This is a genomic window from Magnetospirillum sp. XM-1 (assembly GCF_001511835.1).
Lineage (GTDB): Bacteria > Pseudomonadota > Alphaproteobacteria > Rhodospirillales > Magnetospirillaceae > Phaeospirillum.
In genome coordinates, this window is sequence record NZ_LN997848.1 from 279,547 (window position 1) to 301,266 (window position 21,720).

Here is a 21,720-nt window from a genome sequence, read left to right on the forward strand (position 1 = left end):
GCCCGGACTAGGGGGGAAAGCATGGGACGAAACATCATCGTCTTCGCCGACGGCACGGGCAACAGCGCCGCCAGCACCACCAAGACCAATGTCTGGCGCCTTTACCAGGCGCTCGACCTCACCGATGGCAACCAATTGGCGGCCTTCGCGGACGGCGTCGGCACTTCGTCGTTCATGCCCGAAAAGATCCTGGGCCTCGGCCTTGGCTTCGGGGTCAAAGGCAACGTGCTCGCCCTCTACAAGTTCCTCTGCCGCAATTATCGCCCCGGCGACAAGATCTATGCCTTCGGCTTCAGCCGTGGGGCGTTCACCATCCGAATTCTCAACGGCCTGCTCGCCCGGGAAGGGCTCGTCACCTACAACGAGTCCGAGGTGGAACTGTGGCACAACGCCCGCGCCGCCTACCGCCGTTTCCGCATGGCGGCCTTCCGGCGCGGCGGTCTGGCCACGATCCTCGGTACCGTCATGGGGCTTCTGGCCGACGCCACATGGTGGGGCGCGCGCAAGGCGAGCAATCTGCGCTCGTGGGCCGAGGTGGAGCAAGACACCCTGAGCCAGGACCGGGGCCCCGGACAGGTCCAGGTGGAATTCCTAGGGCTATGGGACACGGTCTCGGCTTATGGCCTGCCCATTGCCGAGTTGACCCGGTTCGTCGACACGTGGATCTTTCCCATGTCGTTTTCCGACACCACGCTGCCCGACAATGTCCAGTACGGACGGCAGGCGCTCAGCCTGGACGACGAACGCGAGACCTTCCATCCCATCCCCTGGGATGAGGGCGGGGCGGCGCGCCCGACCGGGCGTCCACTGGGCGGTGAAAAGCTCCTGCAGGTGTGGTTCGCCGGCGCCCACGCCAATGTCGGAGGCGGCTATCCCGATGACGGCCTGGCGCACGTCCCGTTGTGCTGGATGATCGACCAGGCCGCCAACAAGGGTTTGCGCTTTATGTCGTCGCTGGTGGCCGGCTATCGCGCCGTCGCCTCGGAATGCGGCCCCATCTACGATTCCCGCGGCGGCGGCGGGGTCTTTTACCGCTATCAACCGCGCGACCTTCACCAGTTGATGAAGGGCGCCCGTCCACTGATCGACGGCAGCGTGTTCCGTCGCCTGGCCAACGGCAACGACCGCTATGCTCCGCTGCCACTGACCATGGATGCCGACGTGCTGACCACCTCCGGCACGGCCTATCCCTTGACGGCATGTCCCACCTTTGCCGTAGGAAACATGCCGGTCGCCACCCTGACCTCCGACGGCCGGACAGCGGCCGCCATTCCCGTTCCGCCGATTCCCGACGATCGCGACCAGGAAATGGGCGACGCCGTTGCCCGAACCATGACCGCCGTGACCAAACGGCAGGCAAACGACCCGCAACTCGGCGGGGCTCCCGCCGGCACTCTGTTTCGCAGGGAGCGCGACGGGACGATGAATATCGTCTGGTGGCGTCGCGTCGTGTATTTCTCGACGCTGGGCTGCTTTCTTACCCTCCTTGCTTATCCGCTGATCGGCGAGGCCATATCGTCAGCCATAGACTCCGTCCGCATTTCGCTGATGAACTGGTTAGACCTGCACCACGGCGATGGCCGGGCCAGCAACGCGGCCGACGGAATCGGCTGGGGGCTCAGATGGTTGTTCGTCATGGCCCAGGATGTGCTGCCCGATGCGGCCACCCTTTGGCTGAAAAGCTTCGCCAATGCCCCGAACACCGCCGGCACGCTGCTGCTGGCCGGCTTCGCCCTGATCAGCCATAGCCGGCATCTGCAGATGAAAATCCGCGATCGGGTTCGGGTCAGCTGGTTGAGCGATCAGCCGCCGGAACACGGCCATAAGGAACTGATGAGCATCGCCTGGGGCGTGTTCTGGCTGCTGCTGGGCGTGACGATCCTGCTGCGCGGCGGCGAAACCATCTCCTGGGTCGCGCTGTCCGCCCTGATCCTTGGAACCATCGTCCTCGCCCGCGCCTTCGCCCCCCGCAGGATAGAGCGGATCGACGGCATCGCCCGCTTCTTCCGAACCAATTCCCTGGTGGGCTGCATTTCGGCGTTCTGGTCGTCGCAGATATTCCCGTTCGTGTTCTTCCTCGGGCTGTTCATCGGACTGGTGGTGGTTCCCGGCCCGCACGTCCTGTTTGCGCTTCGCGACGCCACCGGCCAATTCTGCCGGGCGTCCGACGGCCACGCCCCCGACGATTTTGAAACCCGCCACTTCTGCTGGGACGCGGGAGTCAAGGCGGTGTCCGGCCGCCGCTACATCATAACCCTGACCCTGCCCCCCGACATGGACTGGTTCGATCAGGCGATTCACACCGATCCCCTCGGCTTCCCCAGTGAAGGCGTCATGCACGCCAACATCTTCAAGCGCCACTGGGGGGCCCGTTGGTTCCAACCCATCGCCAGGATCGGCGAAAGCGGCAACGACGAATACGTCCTCGAGCCGGAGGAGACCGAACTGGCCGCCGCCGACGGCGGGGTCATCCGGCGGGTTCCCAAGGAGTTCTGCCCGTTCGAGGTGATCGGCGACGATCTCGCCCTGCAGGAGACCAAGGCCCATCCGCGACTGACGAGCCGCATCGTCACCTATGAGATCAGAGCCCGCACCAGCGGCCGGCTTTACCTCTACGTCAACGACGCCATCGGCTTCCCGTTCGTCGCGACCAACCGGTTCTACGCCAACAACAAGGGCAGCGCCAAGGTGAGCGTCGCGGAACGCTTCTAGAGCACCGCGCGTTAAATCAGAAGCACCCCTTTGCGTCATGGCCGGACTCGACCCGGCCATCCACGTGGAGCCGTTCGGTACGGTGCCAGGTGGAGCCACGTGGATGCCCGGAACAAGTCCGGGCATGACGAGAGTGGGAACGGTGCAGATTTACGGCTTGGAGCTTCTAGAGTCTGTCCGAGTTAGGTTGAAGCTCTTGACCTCGTCGTCCCGGACTTGATCCGTCACCCCGGCTCAAGACCACGGCTGTCCGGTTTAATTTGAGGCGGCAGACGTGGAGTCATGAGACACGGATGTCACGGATGCGGTGCTTCCCACCGCTCACGGATAAACACGGAAATGCTCTCGTTTCCGCCGACCTCCCCGCCCCGGCCCCAGGATGACCATATGGGATTTCCATAATCCGTGATCATCCGTGGCCGCGAAGCGGCATCCGTGTCCATCCGTGTTCCATGACCAGATGAAACCCGCATTGGCTCCGCCATTCGGGGCTCTCATGGAAATTTAAACCGGACAGCAGTGGCTCAAGGCCAGGGTGACGGGCGAGGAGGCGGATTCGGACGGAGGCTACTGCCCGTCGTCCCCGTCGGAGGGGAAATCGTCCTCGGCCGGGGCATGGTCGATGTCGCGGCGGACTTCCGGGGAATTGAGGATCGAGTCGATCCTGGACGCGGTGTCGAAGGTGGTGTCTTCCTGGAACCACAGGTCCGGCACGGCGCGCAGTTCGACCATGCGGGCGATTTCGTGGCGCAGGAAGGCCTTGGCGCGCTTCATGCCCTCTAAGATGGGCTTCACGTCGCCACCGCCCAGGGGAACCATGAAAACGGTGGCGTTCCGCAAGTCGGGGCTGACCCGGACCTCGGTGACGGTGATGGCGCGGTTCTGGAGATCGGGATCGCGGAACTCGCCGCGCTCGATCACCATGGCGATGGCGTGGCGCAGTTCCTCGCCGACGCGAAGCTGGCGCTGGGACGGTGGCTTGGCACCCCGGCTCATGGCAATGACCTTGCTGCGAGGAACACGGTCACCCTGTTACAGGGTGACCGCGATCTCCTCGATCTCGAAGCATTCGATGACGTCGCCGACACGGATGTCTTCGTAATTGGTGAAGGACATGCCGCACTCGTAGCCCTCGCGCACTTCCTTGACGTCGTCCTTGAAGCGCTTGAGCTGGCCAAGATCGCCGGTGTGGATGACCACGTTGTCGCGCAGCAGGCGCACCTTGGAGCCGCGCTTGACGATGCCCTCGGTGATCATGCAGCCCGCCACCTTGCCGACCTTGGTGATGTTGAACACCTCGCGGATGGACGCGTAGCCCAGGAACTTCTCGCGCAGTTCCGGCGCCAGCATGCCAGAGAGCATCTTCTTCAGGTCGTCGGTGACGTCGTAGATGATCGAGTAGTAGCGGATATCCACGCCGTCGCGCCGGGCCATGTCGCGGGCCTGGGGATTGGCGCGGACGTTGAAGCCGATCAACAGGCCGTTGGAGGCCTTGGCCAGCGTGATGTCCGACTCGTTGATGGCGCCCACGGCGGCATGCAGGATGCGCACCTTGACGTTCTCGTTGCCCATCTTCTCCAGCGTGGAGGAGATAGCTTCGATGGAGCCTTGCACGTCGCCCTTGATGACCACGGGCAGTTCCTGGGCCTCACCCGACTTGATGGCGGAGAACATCTGCTCGAGCGTGCCGCGCTGGGCCAGCTTGGCCTTGGCCTCGCGGTCCATGCGCTGGCGGTAGCCGGCGATCTCGCGGGCGCGGGCCTCGTCCTCGACGGTGATGAAGTCGTCGCCGGCGGCGGGCGTACCCTGCAGGCCCAGCACCTCGACCGGGGTGGAGGGACCGGCTTCCTTGATGGAATTGCCGTGGTCGTCCACCAGGGCGCGGACGCGGCCCCATTCGGCGCCGGCCACGAAGACCTCGCCCACCTTCAGCGTACCCTTCTGGACCAGCACGGTAGCCACCGAGCCGCGGCCCTTTTCCATCTTGGCCTCGACCACGACGCCCTGGGCGGCGCGGCTCGGATTAGCCTTGAGGTCGAGGATTTCGGCCTGGAGCAGAATGGCTTCTTCCAGCTTCTCGAGGTTCATGCGCTTCTTGGCGGAGACCTCGATGGCCAGCACGTCGCCGCCCAGTTCCTCGGTCACCAGTTCGTGCTGCAGCAGCTCCTGGCGGACCTTGTCGGGGGTGGCGCCCGGCTTGTCGATCTTGTTGATGGCGACGATGATCGGCACGCCGGCGGCCTTGGCGTGGCGGATGGCTTCAACCGTCTGCGGCATGATGCCGTCGTCGGCGGCCACCACCAGCACCACGATGTCGGTCACCTTGGCGCCGCGGGCGCGCATGGCGGTGAAGGCTTCGTGGCCGGGAGTGTCGATGAAGGTGATCTTGTCACCCGAGCTCATGGTCACCTGATAGGCGCCGATGTGCTGGGTGATGCCGCCGGCTTCGCCCGACACCACGTCGGTGGCGCGCAGCGCGTCGAGCAGCGAGGTCTTGCCGTGGTCGACGTGGCCCATGACGGTGACCACCGGCGGACGGGTGAACAGCGCCTCGTCGGTGTCGGCCTCGCCCTCCAGGCCGACCAGGACGTCGGCTTCGGACACGCGCTTCATGTTGTGGCCGAATTCGGTCACCACCAGCTCGGCGGTGTCGGCGTCGATGTTCTGGTTGATGGTGGCCATCACGCCGAGGCGCATCAGGCACTTGATCACGTCGGCGCCGCGCACCGCCATGCGGTTGGCCAGCTCCTGGACCGTGATGCTCTCGGGCACGATCACCTCGCGGATGACCTTTTCCGAACCCTTCTGCATGTGCTTCAGGCGCTCGCGCTCGCGGGCGCGCTTGACGGCGGCCAGCGACCGGCCGCGCTCGGAGCGGTCGTCGTCGGTCAGCGCGTCGGTGATGGTCAGCTTGCCGGTGCGGCGGCGCGGCTCGGTGCGCTTGACCGGGGCGGGCTTGTGGGCGGCGGCGCGCTTCTTGGCGCGCTCCTCTTCCTCTTCCTCTTCCTCGGTGCGGCCACGCGGGGCGGCGGGCGCGTCACCGACCGGAGCGGCGGTGGCAGCCGCAGGCTTGGGCTGGGCCGGAGCGACGGCGGCGGCGGGAGCCGGGGCGGCAGGCGCGGCAGCGGCCGGAGCGGCGGCCTCGACCGGGGCGGCCTCTTCCGGCTCGGGCTCGGGCTGGGGTTCGGCGGCGCGACGGGCGGCCTCTTCCTCGGCGAGGCGAGCGGCCTCTTCCTCGGCGGCGCGGGCGGCCTCTTCCTCCGCAGCGTGGCGGATGGCCTCTTCCTCGGCGCGGGCGCGGAGCTCCTCCTCGTGGCGCAGAGCGTCCTGCAGCGCCTTGGCGCGGGCGGCCTTCTCATTGTTGGTCAGGTCGTGGGCGCTGGCGGCGCGCGTCGCGGCCTCCACCTTGGCCACGGCGGCGGCCAGGTCGGCCTCGGCGACGGAATGGACGCCGTCCTTGACCTCGTGCATGGCGCCGCCGGCGCTGGAGAAGGTGCGCTTCTTGCGGACCTCGACGGTCACCACCTTGGATCGTCCATGGGAGAAGCTCTGCCGGACCTGGCCGGTCTCGACGGTCTTCTTCAGCTCCAGCTTACCCGGCTGGGTCAGCTTCAGCGGGGCCTTACGGTCTTGATCCTGAGAATCGCTCATGTACGACTTCGTCTCTTCTGCAAAAAATCATCCACGGAAACCGGCAAGCAACGCCGCGTCATCCTTGAGACGCTGCGCCAGCCTGCCCGGAGACACGCAGACATGAACGGCCGCATCACGGCCAAAAACGGTGCCTAACTCAGCCCCGTCGAAAAGCTCGATCACCGGCACGCCGGGCGCCATGGCCTGGACCTTGGCGCGCCCGTCGCGGGCGGCGTCGCGGGCCCCTAGAACCAAGGCGGCGCGGCGAGACTTGATCTCGGCGCTCACCTTCTCAAATCCACAGACCGCCTGACCGGCGCGGCGCGCCAGGCCCAGGATATCCAGGCAACGGCGCGCCAGAAGCGCTTCGATCCGGTCCGCCAGACCCTCGGGCACCACGACCGGGCGGCGGGCCGCCCGGGCGAAGGACCGTTTGGCCACGGCCGTATTTACCACATCCCGGCTGGCGCTCAACCAGATTCCCCGTCCCGGCAATTCATGGCCGGGGTCTGGAAACAGCGTACCATCGGGCGCCACGGCGAACCGCAGCAATTCCGACTTGGGGCGGACCTGGCCGGTGACCACGCAGCGGCGCTGCGGTCCGGTCCCCTCGTCATACTCGTCCTCGTCGGGGAGGTCGGCCATGCCGAGCCTCCTTACTTGCCTTCCTCGAACCAGTGAGCGCGCGCCGCCATGATCACGGCGTTGGCCTCGTCCTCGCTCATGGCATCCTTGCCCAGGATGTCCAGCAGTTCGTCGCCGGCCAGGTCGCCCAGGTCGTCCAGGGTCTTGATCCCCTTGTCGCCCAGCTTGACCAGCATGGAAGGCGCCAGGCCCTCGATGGCGGCCAGTTCGTCGGCGACGCCCATGTCCTTGCGCATCTGGTCGTAGCGCTCGTCCTGCTCGGCCAGGAAGTTCCGGGCGCGGTTCTGCAGTTCCTCGGCGACGCTCTCGTCGAAGCCTTCGATGTCGGCGATGTCCTCGGCCGGCACGTAGGCCACCTCTTCCACCGACGAGAAGCCCTCGGTGACCAGCAAGTGGGCGATGACGTCGTCCACGTCCAGGGCCTGGATGAACATGTTGGAGCGCGAACGGAACTCCTCGGTGCGACGCTCGGATTCCTCGGCCTCGGTGAGGATGTCGATGTTCCACTGGGTCAGCTGGCTGGCCAGACGCACGTTCTGGCCGCGACGGCCGATGGCGAGAGACAGCTGGTCGTCGGGCACCACCACCTCGATGCGGCCGGCTTCCTCGTCCAGCACCACCTTGGTCACCTCGGCCGGCGCCAGGCCGTTCACCACGAAGGTGGCGACGTCGGGCGACCACTGGATGATGTCGATCTTCTCGCCCTGCAGCTCGGCGACCACCGCCTGGACGCGGCTGCCGCGCATGCCGACGCAGGCGCCGACGGGATCGATGGAGGAATCGTGGCTCAGCACGGCGATCTTGGCGCGCGAGCCGGGATCACGGGCCACCGCCTTGATCTCGATGATGCCGTCGTAGATTTCCGGCACTTCCTGGGCGAACAGCTTCGCCATGAAGATGGGATGGGTGCGCGACAGGAAGATCTGCGGGCCGCGGGGCTCCTGGCGCACGTCGTAGATATAGGCGCGCACGCGGTCGCCGGTGCGGAAGGTCTCGCGCGGGATCAGCTCGTCGCGGCGGAGCAATGCCTCGGCCCGGCCCAGGTCGACGATGACGTTGCCGAACTCGACGCGCTTGACCAGACCGTTGCTGATCTCGCCGACGCGGTCCTTGTATTCGTTGAACTGGCGCTGACGCTCGGCGTCCCTGACCTTCTGGACGATGACCTGCTTGGCGGTCTGCGCTGCGATGCGGCCGAAATCGATGGGCGGCAGCGGATCGACCAGGAAGTCGCCGACCACGGCGTCCGGCTTCTTCCTCAGCACCTGCTTCAGGGTCTGCTGGGTGGCTTCGTTCTCCACCTCCTCGACCACTTCGATGTAGCGGGCCAGCTGGATTTCGCCGGTCTTGCGGTCGATATGGGCGCGAATGTCGTGCTCGTGGCCATACTTGGAGCGACCGGCCTTCTGAATGGCCTGCTCCATGGCTTCGAGAACCTCGTCGCGGTCGATGCCCTTGTCGCGGGCGACGGCGTCGGCCACCTGAAGGAGTTCGGGGCGGGGAAGTGCGGCGATCCGTTCCATGGTCCTAATGCGTCCTCACTCTTCCTGGTCTTGCATGGTCGCGGCGATCAGTTCGTCGGTCAGCACCAGCTTGGCGCCGCGAACATCGGCCAGCGGAATGGCAACTTCTCCGGTCTCGACGGCGAGGCGCACGAAAGCGCCCGTCTCGTCCAAACCCAGCAGCTTGCCCCGGAACCGCTTGCGCCCGTCGATGGGCTGGCACGATTCCATCTTGGCCTCGAATCCCGCCCACGCGGCGAAGTCCTTGGCCCGGGTCAGCGGACGGTCGATGCCCGGCGAGCTCACCTCGAGGGTGTAGGCCGCCGAGATGGGGTCCTCCACATCCAGCAGGGCCGAAACCGAGCGGCTGATGTCCGCACAATCGTCCACAGCCATCATCACGCCGTCCTTGCGGTCCGCCATGATCTGAAGCGTGAGCCGCTGCTTTCCCTGCAGCTGCACCCGCACCAGCTCGTACCCCATGGCGTCCAGTGACGGCGCGATCAGGGCCTCCAAACGGCTTTGAAGATCCATAACCCTGTCGCCTTGCGACCTAACGTTGGTCCCTAAAAACAAAAAAAGTGGGCCACTGGCCCACCCTCATCTTCCCGTCAGACGGGACTACAAGAATGTGTCTTGGCGTCAATATAGCCAAATCGGCGGCCGAGGCAAGAAGCTTGTGGCGGCGCCCCTACTTCTTGAGAATCCTCGGCACCGAATTGAGCCGCAGACGGAAGGCGTCGGGCATGCCCGAACCCAGCAGCGGCCGCAGATACATGCGGAAGGCATCGGTGACGTCGGTGCCCGAATCCGCGATGAAGTGGTCTTCCATCACCCGGGTCTTGCCCGCCACGTCTTCGAGCGGCAGCAGCTTGTAGTCCACCGAGTAGAAGCCGGTGCGCTGGATGACCACCGAGCCGTCCCGGTCGCCCCACATGGCGAACTGCACCGCCTTCTCGCCCACCTCGCGGGCCTCGCGCTGGTCCACGTCGGAGACGCAGCCGATGAACGAGCGCTGCAGATAGCCGAATGTGTCGCCCCGGACCCGCTTGATGCCCAGCTTGTCCTTGATCTCCTCGCACAGCAGGTCGGACAGCGCCCCGGTGCCCGACAGCTGGATGTTGCCGTGGGCGTCCTGCTCGGTAGCCTTGCCCAGCCGGGTGATGATGGGAGCGCCGCTTGCGTCGTGGATGCCCTCGGACAGGGCGACCACGCAGCGGCCGTACTTGTCGTAGGCGGCCTTGACGTCGGAAAGGAAGCTCTCCACCCGGAAGGTCCGCTCGGGCAGATAGATGAGGTGGGGTCCGTCGTCGGGAAACTTCTTGCCCAGCGCCGAGGCGGCGGTGAGGAAGCCGGCATGGCGGCCCATCACCACCGCGAGGTAGACGCCCCGGAGCGCCGCGTTGTCCAGATTGACGCCCATGAAGGCCTGGGCCACGAAGCGGGCCGCCGAGGGGAATCCCGGCGTGTGGTCGTTCAGCACCAGATCGTTGTCGATGGTCTTGGGGATGTGGATGCAGCGCAAGGGATAGCCGGCGTTCCTCGCCTCCTCCGAGACGATGCGCACGGTGTCCGACGAATCGTTGCCGCCTATATAGAAGAAATAGGCGATGCCGTGAGCCTTCAGCACCTCGAAGATCTCGTGACAGTACTTGAGGTCCGGCTTGTCCCTGGTCGAGCCCAGCGCCGAGGACGGCGTCTGCGCCACCATTTCCAGGTTGTGGCTGGTCTCCTGGGTGAGATCCAGGAAGTCCTCGTTGACGATGCCGCGCACCCCGTGATGGGCGCCGTAGACCAGGTCGACGTTGCGGAACTTCCGGGATTCGAGGACGGCCCCAACCATGGACTGGTTGATCACCGCGGTGGGGCCGCCGCCCTGGGCCACCAGAACCTTGCCGTGCAGCATGGAACGCCTCCCTTTTGGCACCCCCTCAGGATAGACCCTTTTCCTAAAGCCGCCAGCGACCAATATGAGGGGGGAACCGCCGCCTCGAAAGGATGGGACTTGGCCGCACCTCCGCTCCGTGTCTTCGACTCGCCCTGCAAATCGGTCTGCCGCATCGACGACCGCTTCGGCTGGTGCATCGGCTGCAAGCGCACCCGGGCCGAGATCAAGGCCTGGTCCACCGCCAGCGAATCGGAGAAGCGCGACATTCTCGCCCGCCTTCCCGGCCGCTCCGCCGCCGAGTCCGACTTGCTGTCCAAGGGCGGTTCCTAGCGATCGGAATCGGTTAGACGGGGTTCTTCGCAATCCGATTCAGATAGCCGTTGACTCTGCCTTGGGGGTGAGTATATTTCGGCCCTCTCGCGCGGTGGGCTCCCTTCGCGCGTCACTGTTTCTTTTGCTCAGGTAGAATCGTCATGTTCGCAGTCATCCAGACCGGCGGTAAGCAGTACAAGGTCGCTTCGGGCGACGTGATCCGCGTCGAGAAGCTGGCCGGCGAGGCCGGTGCCGAGGTTGTGCTCGACCAGGTGCTGATGGTCGGCGAAAAGATCGGCGCGCCCGTCGTGGCCGGCGCCAGCGTGAAGGCCACCGTGGTGGCCCAGGCCCGTGGCGAGAAGATCATCGTCTTCAAGAAGCGCCGCCGCCAGAATTCGCGCCGCAAGAACGGCCACCGCCAGGACCTGACGATCCTGCGCATCACCGACATTTCCGCCGGCTGATCGCCCGCGCGCCGATAGTAGGAGAGTAGACTATGGCTCATAAAAAGGCTGGCGGTTCGTCCCGCAACGGCCGCGACTCCGCGGGTCAGCGGCTCGGCGTCAAGAAGTTCGGCGGCGAGCTGGTCATCCCCGGCAACATCATCGTGCGCCAGCGCGGCACCAAGTTCTATCCCGGCACCAATGTCGGCATGGGCAAGGATCACACCCTGTTCGCCACCGCGATGGGCAAGGTGACCTTCCAGCACAAGGCCGAGGGCCGCACCTTCGTGGTCGTGGAGCCCCTGCCGGAGGCCGCCGAATAAGGCCGTTCCCGGACGCTTGCGTTATTAAGAAAGGGGAACGGTTCGCCGTTCCCCTTTTGCTTTTTTGGTCACCTGTCTACTCTCGTCATCGCCGGGCTTGGCCCGGCGATCCCATGGATGCCCGGATCAAGTCCGGGCATGACGGGACCTCAAACACGTCCCCTTTGCTCCGTTGCGGATACGCCAGTTATGAAGTTCCTTGATCAGGCCAAGATTTTCGTGAAATCCGGCGACGGCGGCGCCGGCTGCTGCTCGTTCCGGCGCGAAAAGCACATCGAATTCGGCGGGCCTGACGGCGGCGACGGCGGGCGGGGCGGCGACGTCATCCTCGAATGCGTGGCCAACCTCAACACCCTGATCGACTACCGCTATCAGCAGCACTTCAAGGCCAAGATCGGCAATCACGGCCAGGGCCGCAACAAGACCGGCGGCAAGGGCGACGACGTGATCCTGAAGGTGCCGGTGGGCACCCAGGTGCTGGACGAGGACAAGGAGACGGTGCTGGCCGACCTCACCCAGGCGGGGCAGCGGATCGTCCTGATGCGGGGCGGCGACGGCGGCTTCGGCAACCTGCACTACAAGTCGTCCACCAACCAGGCGCCGCGCCGCGCCGACGAGGGCTGGCCGGGCGAGGAATGCTGGATCTGGCTGCGCCTCAAGATGATCGCCGACGCCGGTCTGGTGGGGCTGCCCAATGCCGGCAAGTCCACCTTCCTGGCCGCCGTGACGCGGGCGCGGCCCAAGATCGCCGATTATCCCTTCACCACGCTGCACCCCAATCTGGGCGTCGTCACGCTGGGCGAGGAAGAGTTCGTCATCGCCGACATTCCCGGCCTGATCGAAGGCGCGCATGAAGGCGCAGGCATCGGCGACCGCTTTCTCGGCCATATCGAGCGCTGCCGCGTGCTGTTGCACCTGATAGACGGGACCAATGACGACGTGGCCGAGGCCTACCGGGTGGTGCGCCACGAGCTGGCCGCCTATGGCGGCGGCCTGGACGAGAAGCCCGAGGTGGTTGCGCTGAACAAGTGCGACTCGCTCACCGCCGACGACATTGAACTGAAGCTGATGGAGCTGTCGGAGGCCTGCGGCCAGGACGTCCTGCCGCTGTCGGGCGTGTCGGGCGTGGGCTTGAAGCCCATCCTGGCCCGGCTGTTCACCCATATCAAAGAGGCCCGCGAGGAAGAGCCCGAAGTGCCCGCCGCCTCGGCCGTGTTCGGCTCGGGCAAGCGCGGCGCGCCCACCTTCCAGCAGCGTAAGCGCAAGGAACAGGCCGAGGACGACCAGTTCGCCGGCGGCCATTGGGGCGCCGACGGCGAGTGGATCTGGCACGACGACGGGGACGGTGACGACGAGGATTACGACGACGATATCCTCGACGAAGACGAGAACGATCTCGAAGACGAGGCAGAACTCGGGGAAGAGGACGACGAGGAAAAATGAGCGAGGCCAGGGCCGAGCGCGGGCGCGTTGAGCGCCCCGGAGCGTCAGCGGAGGAAAGCCAAGCGCGCGGAGGCGCGCGCCCGGCGTTTGAGGGACTGCGTAAATGAACCAGCTGGCCGCCGCCAAGCGCCTGATCGTCAAGATCGGCTCCTCGCTGCTGGTGGATGATTCCACCGGACAGGTGAAGCGCGGCTGGCTGGAGACATTGGCCGCCGACATCGCCGCCTGCAAGGCGCGCGGCCAGGAAGTCATCGTGGTGTCCTCGGGCGCGGTGGCGGTGGGACGGCGCAAGCTGGGCCTGGTGCCGCCCTTGAAGCTGGAAGAGAAGCAGGCCGCCGCCGCCACGGGGCAGATTCGTCTGGCCCATGCCTGGCAGGACGCGCTGGCCCATCACCACATCACCGTGGCCCAGGTGCTGCTGACCTTGGACGATTCCGAGAACCGGCGGCGCTACCTCAACGCCCGCACCACGCTGGAAACCCTGCTGAAGCTGGGCGCCGTGCCGGTGATCAACGAGAACGACACGGTGGCCACCGCCGAAATCCGCGTCGGCGACAACGACCGCCTGGCCGCCCGCGTGGCACAGATGGTGTCGGCGGACGCATTGGTGCTGTTCTCCGACATCGACGGGCTTTACACCGCCGATCCCCGCAAGGACCCGTCGGCCACCTTCATCCCCGAGGTGCGGGAACTCACCCCCGAGATCGAGGCCATGGCCGGCGATCCCGGCTCGGCCTACGGTTCGGGCGGCATGGTCACCAAGCTGGTGGCGGCGCGCATCTGCCTGTCGGCCGGCTGCCGTATGGCCATCACAAGGGGCGAGCCCATGCACCCCCTGAAGGCCATCGAGGATGGCGGGCGCTGCACCTGGTTCCTGCCCAATTCCGAGCCCAGGACGGCGCGCAAGCAATGGATCTTCGGCTCCATGAAGCCCACCGGGACGATAGTGCTGGACGCGGGCGCCGCCCGGGCGCTGGCCCAGGGCCGCTCGCTGCTGCCCGCCGGCGTCACCACGGTGGACGGCGAGTTCGAGCGCGGCGATTGCGTGCTGGTCAGGGACGCGTCGGCCAAGGTGCTGGGGCGCGGCCTGGTGGCCTATTCCAGCGCCGACGCGCGGGCCATCATGGGTCGCAAGTCGGGCGAGATCGAGGCTATCCTGGGCTTTCGGGGCCGCGACGAACTGATCCACCGCGACGATCTGGTGATGGAGGGTTGAGCATGAGCGATTTGAACGCCCTGATGACGGACCTGGGCAAGCGCGCCCGCGCCGCCGCCCGTGTGCTCGCCCTCACCCCGTCGGCGGACAAGGACAAGGCGCTGCGCGCCGCGGCCCAAGCCATCCGCATCGATTCCAAGCTGATCATGGAAGCCAACGCCAAGGACATGGAAGCGGGCGAGGCCAAGGGCCTCACCAAGGCCATGCTCGACCGCCTGATGCTCAACGAAGCCCGCATCGAGGCTATGGCCAAGGGCTTGGAGGACATCGCCCGCCTGCCCGATCCCGTGGGCCGCTCGCTGGCGGAATGGACCCGGCCCAACGGCATGCACATTTCCCGCGTCGCCGTGCCCCTGGGCGTCATCGGCATCATCTACGAGAGCCGGCCCAACGTCACCGCCGACGCCGCCGCGCTGTGCCTCAAATCCGGCAACGCCACCATCCTGCGCGGCGGATCGGAAAGCTTCCATTCGTCCCAGGCCATCCTGACGTCGCTCAAGGGCGGCTTCACCGCCTGTGGCCTGCCCGCCGACGCGGTGCAGATGGTGCCCACCACCGACCGCGAGGCGGTGGGGGTCATGCTGCGGCTTTCCGACTACATCGACGTCATCGTGCCCAGGGGCGGCAAGTCGCTGGTGGAGCGCGTGGTGGCCGAGAGCCGCATCCCCCTGTTCCAGCACCTGGAAGGCATCTGCCACACCTATGTGGACGGCTCCGCCGACCTGGAGATGGCCAAGACCATCGTGCTGAACGCCAAGATGCGCCGCACCGGCATCTGCGGCGCCACCGAGACGCTGCTGGTGGACGCCGCCTGCGCCAGGACCCACCTGAAGCCCCTGGTCTCCATGCTGATCGATTCGGGCTGCGAGGTCAGGGGCGACCATCGGGCCCAAGAGGCTGATTGCCGCGCCCTGCCGGCCTCCGAGGCCGACTGGAGCACCGAATATCTGGACGCCATCATCTCGGTGAAGGTGGTGGACGGGGTCCGGGCCGCCGTCGAACACATCAACACCTACGGCTCGCACCATACCGAGGCGATCATCGCCGAGGATGCCAAGGCCGCCGAGACCTTCCTGAACGGGTGCGATTCGGCCATCGTGCTGTGGAACGCCTCGACCCAGTTCGCCGACGGCGGCGAGTTCGGCATGGGCGCCGAGATCGGCATCTCCACCGGCAAGATGCACGCCCGCGGCCCCGTGGGCGTGGAACAGCTCTGCACCTTCAAATACGTGGTGAAGGGCAGCGGCCAGACCAGACCCGGCTGAGCTCCAGCCAAGGAACACGGATGAACACGGATTGCGCTTCGCGCTCGCGGATGGACACGGATCGGAGAGGGAAAAGGGCAACATCCTCTTCCGCCGCGCCGTCCATCCGTGGCTGGTATCCGCGTCCATCCGTGTCTCTTGAAAAGCCGGAACCGTCATGACCCGCCCGAGACTCAATCCCTGGGGCGAGACCCGGCGGGCGCGGGTCGGCCTGTTGGGCGGCTCGTTCAATCCGGCCCATGACGGGCACCGCCACATCGCCCTGCTGGCCCTGAAGCTGCTGAGCCTGGACGAAATCTGGCTGCTGGTCAGCCCGCAGAACCCCTTGAAGCCGGTGGCCGGCATGGCGCCGCTCGCCAAGCGCCTCGCCTCGGCCGAAACCGTCTGCGCCGGACACCCCCGCCTGCGTCCGACGGATATCGAGACCCGGTGGGGCACAAGCTACACCGCCGACACCCTGGCGCTCCTGCGCCTGCGCTTTCCCCGCATCCGCTTCGTCTGGCTGATGGGCGCCGACAATCTGGCCGGATTCCATCGCTGGGCCCGCTGGGAGAGCATCTTCCGCGCCGTCCCCGTTGCGATTCTGGCGCGTGGTCCCTATTCTGCGCGAACCTTGGGAAGCCGTGCGGCCCATCGCTTCGCCCAAAGCCGCCAGCCGTCCTCGAGAGCCCGATTTTTGTGGCAGGGACAGCCGCCCGCCTGGGCGTTCCTCCACACCAGGCGCCACGCCGCCTCGTCCACCGCCATCCGCAACAGGAGACAACCATAGCCCGCAAACCCGCCGCCAAGGCCGAACCCGCCGCTCCCGCCCCCGCTCCCACGCTGGCGGAGATCGTCGCGGCCACCCTGGACGACCACAAGGCCGAGGACGTGGTCGTCCTCGACCTCAAGGGCCGCACCTCCATCACCGACACCATGGTTATCGCCACCGGCAAGTCCCAGCGCCAGGTGGGCGCCATGGCCGACCACGTGGAGAAGGCCCTGAAGCAGGCCGGACAAAAGGTCACCATCGAGGGCATGCCCCAGTGCGACTGGGTGCTGGTGGACGCGGGCGACATCATCGTCCACCTGTTCCGCCCCGAGGTCCGCACCTTCTACAATCTGGAAAAGATGTGGGGCGCGCTGGAAGCCAAGGCCGACGCCCCCACCGCCAGCGCCGTGCGCGCCAAGGCCATCGAACAGGCCTAGATGCGCCTGCTGATCGGAGCGGTGGGCAAGGCCAAGGCCGGACCGGAACAGGACCTGTTCCGCCAGTATTGCCGCCGCCTGTCGCCCGCCCCCATCCTCAAGGAGGTGGAGGAGAAGCGCCCGCTGGCCGGCCTGCAGTTGAAAGCGCGCGAGGCGGAACTGCTGCTGGCCGTCCTGCCCGAGGGCGCCAAGGTGGTGGCCCTGGACGAGCGGGGCCGCGACATGGGCTCGGTGGACTTCGCCGAGAAGCTGCGGGGCTGGCGCGACGACGGCGCCCAGGACGTCGCCTTCCTGATCGGCGGGGCCGACGGCCACGGCGACGCGGTGCGCGAACGGGCCGATCTGCTGCTGTCCTTCGGACGTATGACCTGGCCGCACATGCTGGTCCGCGCCCTGCTGGCCGAGCAATTATGGCGGGCCCATTCGATTCTGACAGGGCACCCCTATCATCGGGTCTGACGGGACCAAGGTATGGGCTCTTGATATTCTCGCCTTCATGGCGCAAGGATGGGGCAAGGGGATTTGGCGGGAGTCCAAGGAGGGGTGGTGACGGAATCTGATATCCCGCCGGAAGAGCGGGCGGCCTTCGAGGAATACGTCGCCAGGGTCAATGGCACCAATATCAGTGCCCAGACTCTGCTCGCCACCGACTATCTCAACCATTTCAACGAGATCGTCATGCTGCTCGACATGGTCCCGGACATGCCGGACATGATCGAGGAATGCAAGATGTGGCAGCCGAAGAGCTACCAGGAGCATTTCGCCGATTCCACCTTCAAGGACAAGCAACTGGCGGTGGAGGCCTATGACCGCGTCCCCACCAAGTTCCGCCGCCCCTTCGAAGAGACCATCAACCACCTGAACACCCTGATTCTCGGTGGCGTCACCAAACTGGAAGACGAGATCGTCGGCGGCGCCGACCCGGCGCTGACCGCCGAGCACGTCAAGGCCATCAGCCGCGCCGCCCAGGCCCTGATGGACTGCGCCAACGCCATCATCCACGGCTCGGACCGCGCCATGGCCCAGGTGGAAATCGACGGTCTGCTGGGCGGGACGTAGCAGGCTGCGAAAAGACGCGGCTCCGACATCTTTGCGCCCGGTTCCGTCATGCCCGGACTTGATCCGGGCATCCAGGCGGGTCCACCTGGCTCAATGCTTCCGAAGATATGGCTGCGGCGCCACGTGGATGGCCGTGACAAGCACGGCCATGACGACATGGGCAGACGGCTAAACCTTCCGCGCCACCCAGCCGCCGAAGCACAGGGCGCGGAAATAGGGCTCGGGCTTGCCGAAGCCGGTTTCGGCCAGAAGCTGGACGAGACGCTCCTCGGTGACCGGGAAGATGTCGCGGTCCACGTGGCGGAAGCCCTTTTCCACCTCCACCTCGGGAATGCCCGCCGCCAGTTGCAGGTGGCGCCACCAGGCGCGCAGCTGCTGCTGCCACTCGTCGCTCCAGACGCCGAACAAGTCGGCCAGCACCAGGGGCGCGCCGGGCTTCAGGTGGGCGGCCACTTCTTCCAGCAGGGTCTTCTTCGCCCCGTCGTCGGGCAGGAAATGCATGACCAGCAGCAAGGTGGCGGCGTCGAAGGGCTCGAACTTCGGCAGGTCGCCGACCTTGGAGGGATAGAGCCGCACCCGGGCGGTGAGGTTGTGTTCCTTCACCTTGATCTCGGCGTGTTCGAGCATCTCCCTGGACGGGTCGATGCCCACCACCGAGAGATTGGGGCAGCTTTCCGCCAGGGCGACGCATTCGGCCCCCGTCCCCGCCCCGATCACCAGGGCGCGGCCCCGGCCCGAGGTGGTCTCGGCGACGATCTGGCACGACAGCACGTGCAGGGCGTCATAGCCGGGAATGGCTTCGCGCACCCGCTTGTCATAGGCGGCGGCGCGGTCGGCATCCCAGTGGCGGACGGTATCAACACTCATTCTGCTCGCTCCCCTCCTTACGGGAATGCCTCCAGCCGCCGCAGCGCCTCGGCGGTGGCGATGGACGCCGCCAGCGCCACGTTGAGCGACCGCGCCTCCGCCCGCATGGGAATGCGGATGCGGGCGTCGGCCGCCTCGAACACCGCCGGCGGCACGCCGGAACTTTCACGTCCGACCATGATGGTATCACCGGCGGCGAAAGGAAAGCGGTCATGGCGCTCGTCGCCACCGGTGGTCAGCAGCACCAGCCGGCGCCCCTCGGCGGCCAGGGTGGCGGCGAAGGCCTCCCACGACGAATGGCGGGTGTAGCTCGCCCGAGAGATATAATCCATTCCGGCACGCCGGACTTTACGTTCATCAAGGACAAAGCCGCACGGTTCGATTATATCGACGGCCACGCCCAGGCAGGCGGACAGGCGCAGAAGCGTTCCCGCGTTCTGCGGAATATCCGGCTGGTACAGGGCGAGGCGGAGAAGATCCAAGGGGGGTCTCGACGGCTGATTCGGAGGATGGCTGGATGTTGCCTTGCAGCAACGTCATATTAGCCGCTCCGCATGCATGTCGAGACGGCTGTTGAATCGACCCGGACGATGTGGTTAATAGTCGCGCTTCCGCGGGCCAACAAGAGGATTAATCATGGCTGATCAGGCACACAATGCCCAGCCCTCGTCGGTGGACGGGCAGACACGGCGGGATTTCCTGCTGTACGCCACTGCCGGCGTCGGTGCGATTGGGACTGGCTTGGCACTTTGGCCGTTCGTGCATAGCATGAACCCGGCCGCCGATACTTTGGCGCTTTCCACCACCGACGTGGACATCTCGGCGATCAAGCCGGGCCAGTCCGTCACCGTGGTGTGGCGCGGCAAGCCGGTCTTCGTCCGGCACCGCCTGCCCGAGGAAATCGCCGACGCCGCCAAGGTCAACACCGCCGAACTGCGCGAGCCGCAGACCGACGCCGACCGCGCCAAGAAGCCCGAATGGCTGATCCTGATCGGCGTCTGCACCCATCTGGGCTGCGTGCCGCTGGGCCAGAAGCCCGCCGACCCCAAGGGTGAGTTCGGCGGCTGGTTCTGCCCGTGCCATGGGTCGCACTACGACACGTCGGGCCGCATCCGCAAGGGCCCGGCTCCGGCCAACCTGCCGGTGCCGCCTTACCAGTTCACCACCGACACCACCGTCCGGATCGGCTGAGGGGGCCCGTCATGAGCGACTTCAAGAGCAACAACAAGGTGGTCAACTGGATCGAAGAGCGCCTGCCCATCTTCTCGATGATGCAGCACTCGGCGATCGAGTACCCGACGCCTCGCAATCTGAACTACTGGTGGAACTTCGGTTCGCTGGCCGCGGTGATGCTGATCATCATGATCCTCACCGGCCTGTTCCTGGCCATGAACTATTCCTCCCACACCTCGCTGGCCTTCGACTCGGTCGAACGCATCATGCGCGACGTGAATTACGGCTGGCTGCTGCGCTACCTGCACGCCAACGGCGCGTCGATGTTCTTCATCCTGGTGTACATCCACATCTTCCGCGGCCTGTACTACGGTTCGTACAAGTCCCCGCGCGAGATCCTGTGGTTCATCGGCATCGCCATCTTCCTGGCGATGATGGCGACCGGCTTCATGGGCTACGTGCTGCCCTGGGGTCAGATGTCCTTCTGGGGCGCCACGGTGATCACCAACCTGTTCTCGGCCTTCCCGGTGGTGGGCGAGCACATCGTAACCCTGCTGTGGGGCGGCTTCTCGGTGGATAACCCCACGCTGAACCGCTTCTTCGCGCTGCACTTCCTGCTGCCCTTCGTCATCGTCGGGCTGGTCGTGGTGCACGTCTGGGCGCTGCATACCGTCAAGTCGAACAACCCGCTGGGCATCGACATGAAGGGCCCGCAGGATTCCATCCCCTTCCACCCCTTCTACACGATCAAGGACCTGTACGGCATCGGCCTGTTCCTGATGTTCTACATGGCCTTCGTGTTCTGGGCGCCCAACTTCTTCGGCGAGCCGGACAACTACATCCCGGCGAACCCGATGGTGACTCCGCCGCACATCGTGCCCGAATGGTACTACCTGCCGTTCTACGCGATCCTGCGCGCCTTCACCTTCGACCTGCCCTTCCTGCCGGCCAAGCTGCAGGGCGTGCTGGCCATGTTCTCGGCCATCCTGATCCTGTTCGCCCTGCCCTGGCTGGACACCTCCAAGGTGCGCTCGGCCAAGTTCCGTCCGCTGTACCGCCAGTTCTTCTGGCTGTTCTTCGTGGACTGCATGGTGCTGGGCTATGTGGGCGGCAAGCCGGCGGAAGGCATCCTGATCAAGATCGGTCAGTTCTGCACCGCCTACTACTTCGCCCACTTCCTGGTGATCCTGCCCCTCATCGGCAAGATCGAGAAGCCCAAGGCCCTGCCCGCCTCCATCGCCCAGCCGGTGGTCAAGGCCGCCGCCCTGGTCGCCATGATCATGGTCGGCCTGGCCGGCTTCGGCGGCGAGGCGAAGGCCAGCAGCGCCGGCATGCCGGAGTTCAAGAAGCCGGCCACCGCCTTCTCCTGGGAGGGTTTTTTCGGCAAGCATGACCAGGCGGCGCTGAAGCGTGGCTGGCAGGTGTTCCACGACGTGTGCGCCAACTGCCACTCCATGAAGCTGGTGTCGTACCGCAACCTGGCCGACATCGGCTTCACCGCGGACGAGATCAAGGCGTTCGCCGCCGAGAAGGAAGTCCCCGATCAGCCCAACGACGAAGGCGTGGTCAACAACCGCCCCGCCCGCGCGTCGGACCGCATCGTGCCGCCCTTCGCCAACGACAAGGCCGCCGCGGCGGCCAACGGCGGCGCCCTGCCGCCCGACCTGTCGCTGATGAACAAGGCCCGTCCCAACGGTCCCTATTACGTCTACTCGCTGATGCTGGGTTACGAGGACGCCGCTCCCGAGGGTCATCCGATCCCCGAGGGCAAGTTCTTCAACCACTACTTCCCCGGCAACGCCATCAGCATGCCCGCCCCGATCATGGATGACATCGTCACCTATGCCGACGGCACCAAGGCGACCAAGGAGCAGGTGGCCTACGACATCACCACCTTCCTCAACTGGGCCGCCGAGCCCGAGTTGGACGCCCGCAAGTCCCTGGGCCTGAAGGTGATGGTGTTCCTGGGCGTCCTGACCGCGCTGATGTACGCGCTGAAGCGTCAGATCTGGAAGGACGTGCATTAAGAGGCAGGCCCGCGCCTCTTAAAC

The 21,720-nt window shown here is 66.0% G+C and carries 20 protein-coding genes and 2 pseudogenes; 14 read left to right on the plus strand and 8 right to left on the minus strand.

The window, feature by feature from the left end; translation table 11 throughout:
- The first annotated feature begins 21 nt into the window (after nt 1–21).
- Nucleotides 22–2,712, plus strand: a complete 2,691-nt coding sequence (locus XM1_RS01350) for a DUF2235 domain-containing protein (RefSeq protein WP_068428558.1) — start codon at nt 22–24, stop codon at nt 2,710–2,712.
- Between the two features lie 567 nt (nt 2,713–3,279).
- Here XM1_RS01350 and rbfA read toward each other — a convergent pair.
- From rbfA to XM1_RS01380, 6 genes are all read right to left on the minus strand, one after another.
- The gene (gene rbfA / locus XM1_RS01355; protein WP_068428560.1) at nt 3,280–3,708 is read right to left on the minus strand and encodes a 30S ribosome-binding factor RbfA; all 429 of its coding nucleotides are present in this window, start codon (nt 3,706–3,708) and stop codon (nt 3,280–3,282) included.
- A 36-nt stretch (nt 3,709–3,744) separates the two neighbouring features.
- Nucleotides 3,745–6,363, minus strand: a complete 2,619-nt coding sequence (gene infB / locus XM1_RS01360; RefSeq protein ID WP_068428563.1) for a translation initiation factor IF-2 — start codon at nt 6,361–6,363, stop codon at nt 3,745–3,747.
- A 27-nt stretch (nt 6,364–6,390) separates the two neighbouring features.
- Nucleotides 6,391–6,990, minus strand: a complete 600-nt coding sequence (locus XM1_RS01365) for an RNA-binding protein (RefSeq protein ID WP_068428566.1) — start codon at nt 6,988–6,990, stop codon at nt 6,391–6,393.
- Nucleotides 6,991–7,001: 11 nt separating this feature from the next.
- Complete coding sequence (gene nusA, locus XM1_RS01370; protein ID WP_068428569.1) at nt 7,002–8,513, minus strand: transcription termination factor NusA; 1,512 nt, start codon at nt 8,511–8,513, stop codon at nt 7,002–7,004.
- 15 nt (nt 8,514–8,528) lie between these two features.
- Nucleotides 8,529–9,026, minus strand: coding sequence for a ribosome maturation factor RimP (rimP, locus tag XM1_RS01375; RefSeq protein WP_068428572.1), 498 nt, complete (start codon nt 9,024–9,026; stop codon nt 8,529–8,531).
- 157 nt (nt 9,027–9,183) lie between these two features.
- A complete protein-coding gene (locus XM1_RS01380; RefSeq protein WP_068428575.1) occupies nt 9,184–10,398 on the minus strand; it encodes a 6-phosphofructokinase in 1,215 nt (404 codons plus the stop codon).
- Nucleotides 10,399–10,497: 99 nt separating this feature from the next.
- On the opposite strand from XM1_RS01380, the gene XM1_RS01385 reads away from it, so the two are divergent.
- The 10 genes from XM1_RS01385 to XM1_RS01430 all read left to right on the plus strand — a co-directional run bounded on the left by XM1_RS01385 (nt 10,498) and on the right by XM1_RS01430 (nt 17,629).
- Nucleotides 10,498–10,710 (plus strand): DUF1289 domain-containing protein, encoded by a 213-nt coding sequence (locus tag XM1_RS01385; protein ID WP_068428578.1) that lies wholly within the window; start codon nt 10,498–10,500, stop codon nt 10,708–10,710.
- Nucleotides 10,711–10,853: 143 nt separating this feature from the next.
- Nucleotides 10,854–11,156 (plus strand): 50S ribosomal protein L21, encoded by a 303-nt coding sequence (gene rplU, locus XM1_RS01390; protein ID WP_068428581.1) that lies wholly within the window; start codon nt 10,854–10,856, stop codon nt 11,154–11,156.
- Nucleotides 11,157–11,188: 32 nt separating this feature from the next.
- On the plus strand, nt 11,189–11,458 hold the full coding sequence (gene rpmA, locus XM1_RS01395; RefSeq protein WP_068428584.1) for a 50S ribosomal protein L27: 270 nt from the start codon (nt 11,189–11,191) through the stop codon (nt 11,456–11,458).
- Between the two features lie 189 nt (nt 11,459–11,647).
- Entirely contained in the window at nt 11,648–12,901 is a 1,254-nt protein-coding gene (gene obgE, locus XM1_RS01400) for a GTPase ObgE (RefSeq protein ID WP_068428587.1), read from the plus strand.
- Between the two features lie 103 nt (nt 12,902–13,004).
- Entirely contained in the window at nt 13,005–14,117 is a 1,113-nt protein-coding gene (proB, locus tag XM1_RS01405; RefSeq protein ID WP_068428590.1) for a glutamate 5-kinase, read from the plus strand.
- Between the two features lie 2 nt (nt 14,118–14,119).
- Nucleotides 14,120–15,382 (plus strand): glutamate-5-semialdehyde dehydrogenase, encoded by a 1,263-nt coding sequence (locus tag XM1_RS01410; RefSeq protein ID WP_068428593.1) that lies wholly within the window; start codon nt 14,120–14,122, stop codon nt 15,380–15,382.
- Nucleotides 15,383–15,539: 157 nt separating this feature from the next.
- Nucleotides 15,540–16,151, plus strand: a complete 612-nt coding sequence (locus XM1_RS01415) for a nicotinate-nucleotide adenylyltransferase (protein ID WP_068428596.1) — start codon at nt 15,540–15,542, stop codon at nt 16,149–16,151.
- The gene (rsfS, locus tag XM1_RS01420) at nt 16,148–16,570 is read left to right on the plus strand and encodes a ribosome silencing factor (protein WP_369816056.1); all 423 of its coding nucleotides are present in this window, start codon (nt 16,148–16,150) and stop codon (nt 16,568–16,570) included. Before XM1_RS01415 ends, rsfS begins: the two co-directional genes overlap by 4 nt.
- Entirely contained in the window at nt 16,571–17,029 is a 459-nt protein-coding gene (gene rlmH, locus XM1_RS01425; protein WP_068428599.1) for a 23S rRNA (pseudouridine(1915)-N(3))-methyltransferase RlmH, read from the plus strand.
- 84 nt (nt 17,030–17,113) lie between these two features.
- Complete coding sequence (locus XM1_RS01430) at nt 17,114–17,629, plus strand: hypothetical protein (RefSeq protein ID WP_068428602.1); 516 nt, start codon at nt 17,114–17,116, stop codon at nt 17,627–17,629.
- Between the two features lie 168 nt (nt 17,630–17,797).
- On the opposite strand, the gene XM1_RS01435 is transcribed toward XM1_RS01430, so the two are convergent.
- Both XM1_RS01435 and XM1_RS01440 read right to left on the minus strand, forming a co-directional pair.
- A complete protein-coding gene (locus XM1_RS01435; protein WP_068428605.1) occupies nt 17,798–18,496 on the minus strand; it encodes a class I SAM-dependent methyltransferase in 699 nt (232 codons plus the stop codon).
- A gap of 17 nt (nt 18,497–18,513) precedes the next feature.
- Complete coding sequence (locus XM1_RS01440) at nt 18,514–18,978, minus strand: tRNA (cytidine(34)-2'-O)-methyltransferase (protein WP_068428608.1); 465 nt, start codon at nt 18,976–18,978, stop codon at nt 18,514–18,516.
- 154 nt (nt 18,979–19,132) lie between these two features.
- On the opposite strand from XM1_RS01440, the gene petA reads away from it, so the two are divergent.
- The 3 genes and pseudogenes from petA to XM1_RS24770 all read left to right on the plus strand — a co-directional run.
- Nucleotides 19,133–19,687, plus strand: a complete 555-nt coding sequence (petA, locus tag XM1_RS01445; protein ID WP_068428611.1) for a ubiquinol-cytochrome c reductase iron-sulfur subunit — start codon at nt 19,133–19,135, stop codon at nt 19,685–19,687.
- Between the two features lie 11 nt (nt 19,688–19,698).
- Nucleotides 19,699–20,931 (plus strand): annotated as a pseudogene (locus tag XM1_RS24765) (cytochrome bc complex cytochrome b subunit); the annotation flags it as partial.
- Between the two features lie 111 nt (nt 20,932–21,042).
- Nucleotides 21,043–21,696: pseudogene (locus XM1_RS24770) on the plus strand (cytochrome c1); the annotation flags it as partial.
- Nucleotides 21,697–21,720 lie beyond the last annotated feature (24 nt).

Excerpts from the sequence above, each read along its gene's own strand:
- rpmA (WP_068428584.1), top strand. The coding sequence starts at position 11,189 with ATGGCTCATAAAAAGGCTGGCGGTTCGTCCCGCAACGGCCGCGACTCC.
- XM1_RS01415 (WP_068428596.1), top strand. The coding sequence starts at position 15,540 with ATGACCCGCCCGAGACTCAATCCCTGGGGCGAGACCCGGCGGGCGCGG.
- XM1_RS01435 (WP_068428605.1), bottom strand. The coding sequence starts at position 18,496 with ATGAGTGTTGATACCGTCCGCCACTGGGATGCCGACCGCGCCGCCGCC.
- petA (WP_068428611.1), top strand. The coding sequence starts at position 19,133 with ATGGCTGATCAGGCACACAATGCCCAGCCCTCGTCGGTGGACGGGCAG.
- XM1_RS01380 (WP_068428575.1), bottom strand. The coding sequence starts at position 10,398 with ATGCTGCACGGCAAGGTTCTGGTGGCCCAGGGCGGCGGCCCCACCGCG.
- infB (WP_068428563.1), bottom strand. The coding sequence starts at position 6,363 with ATGAGCGATTCTCAGGATCAAGACCGTAAGGCCCCGCTGAAGCTGACC.
- proB (WP_068428590.1), top strand. The coding sequence starts at position 13,005 with ATGAACCAGCTGGCCGCCGCCAAGCGCCTGATCGTCAAGATCGGCTCC.
- rbfA (WP_068428560.1), bottom strand. The coding sequence starts at position 3,708 with ATGAGCCGGGGTGCCAAGCCACCGTCCCAGCGCCAGCTTCGCGTCGGC.
- XM1_RS01410 (WP_068428593.1), top strand. The coding sequence starts at position 14,120 with ATGAGCGATTTGAACGCCCTGATGACGGACCTGGGCAAGCGCGCCCGC.
- obgE (WP_068428587.1), top strand. The coding sequence starts at position 11,648 with ATGAAGTTCCTTGATCAGGCCAAGATTTTCGTGAAATCCGGCGACGGC.
- rlmH (WP_068428599.1), top strand. The coding sequence starts at position 16,571 with ATGCGCCTGCTGATCGGAGCGGTGGGCAAGGCCAAGGCCGGACCGGAA.
- XM1_RS01365 (WP_068428566.1), bottom strand. The coding sequence starts at position 6,990 with ATGGCCGACCTCCCCGACGAGGACGAGTATGACGAGGGGACCGGACCG.
- nusA (WP_068428569.1), bottom strand. The coding sequence starts at position 8,513 with ATGGAACGGATCGCCGCACTTCCCCGCCCCGAACTCCTTCAGGTGGCC.
- XM1_RS01350 (WP_068428558.1), top strand. The coding sequence starts at position 22 with ATGGGACGAAACATCATCGTCTTCGCCGACGGCACGGGCAACAGCGCC.
- rplU (WP_068428581.1), top strand. The coding sequence starts at position 10,854 with ATGTTCGCAGTCATCCAGACCGGCGGTAAGCAGTACAAGGTCGCTTCG.
- rimP (WP_068428572.1), bottom strand. The coding sequence starts at position 9,026 with ATGGATCTTCAAAGCCGTTTGGAGGCCCTGATCGCGCCGTCACTGGAC.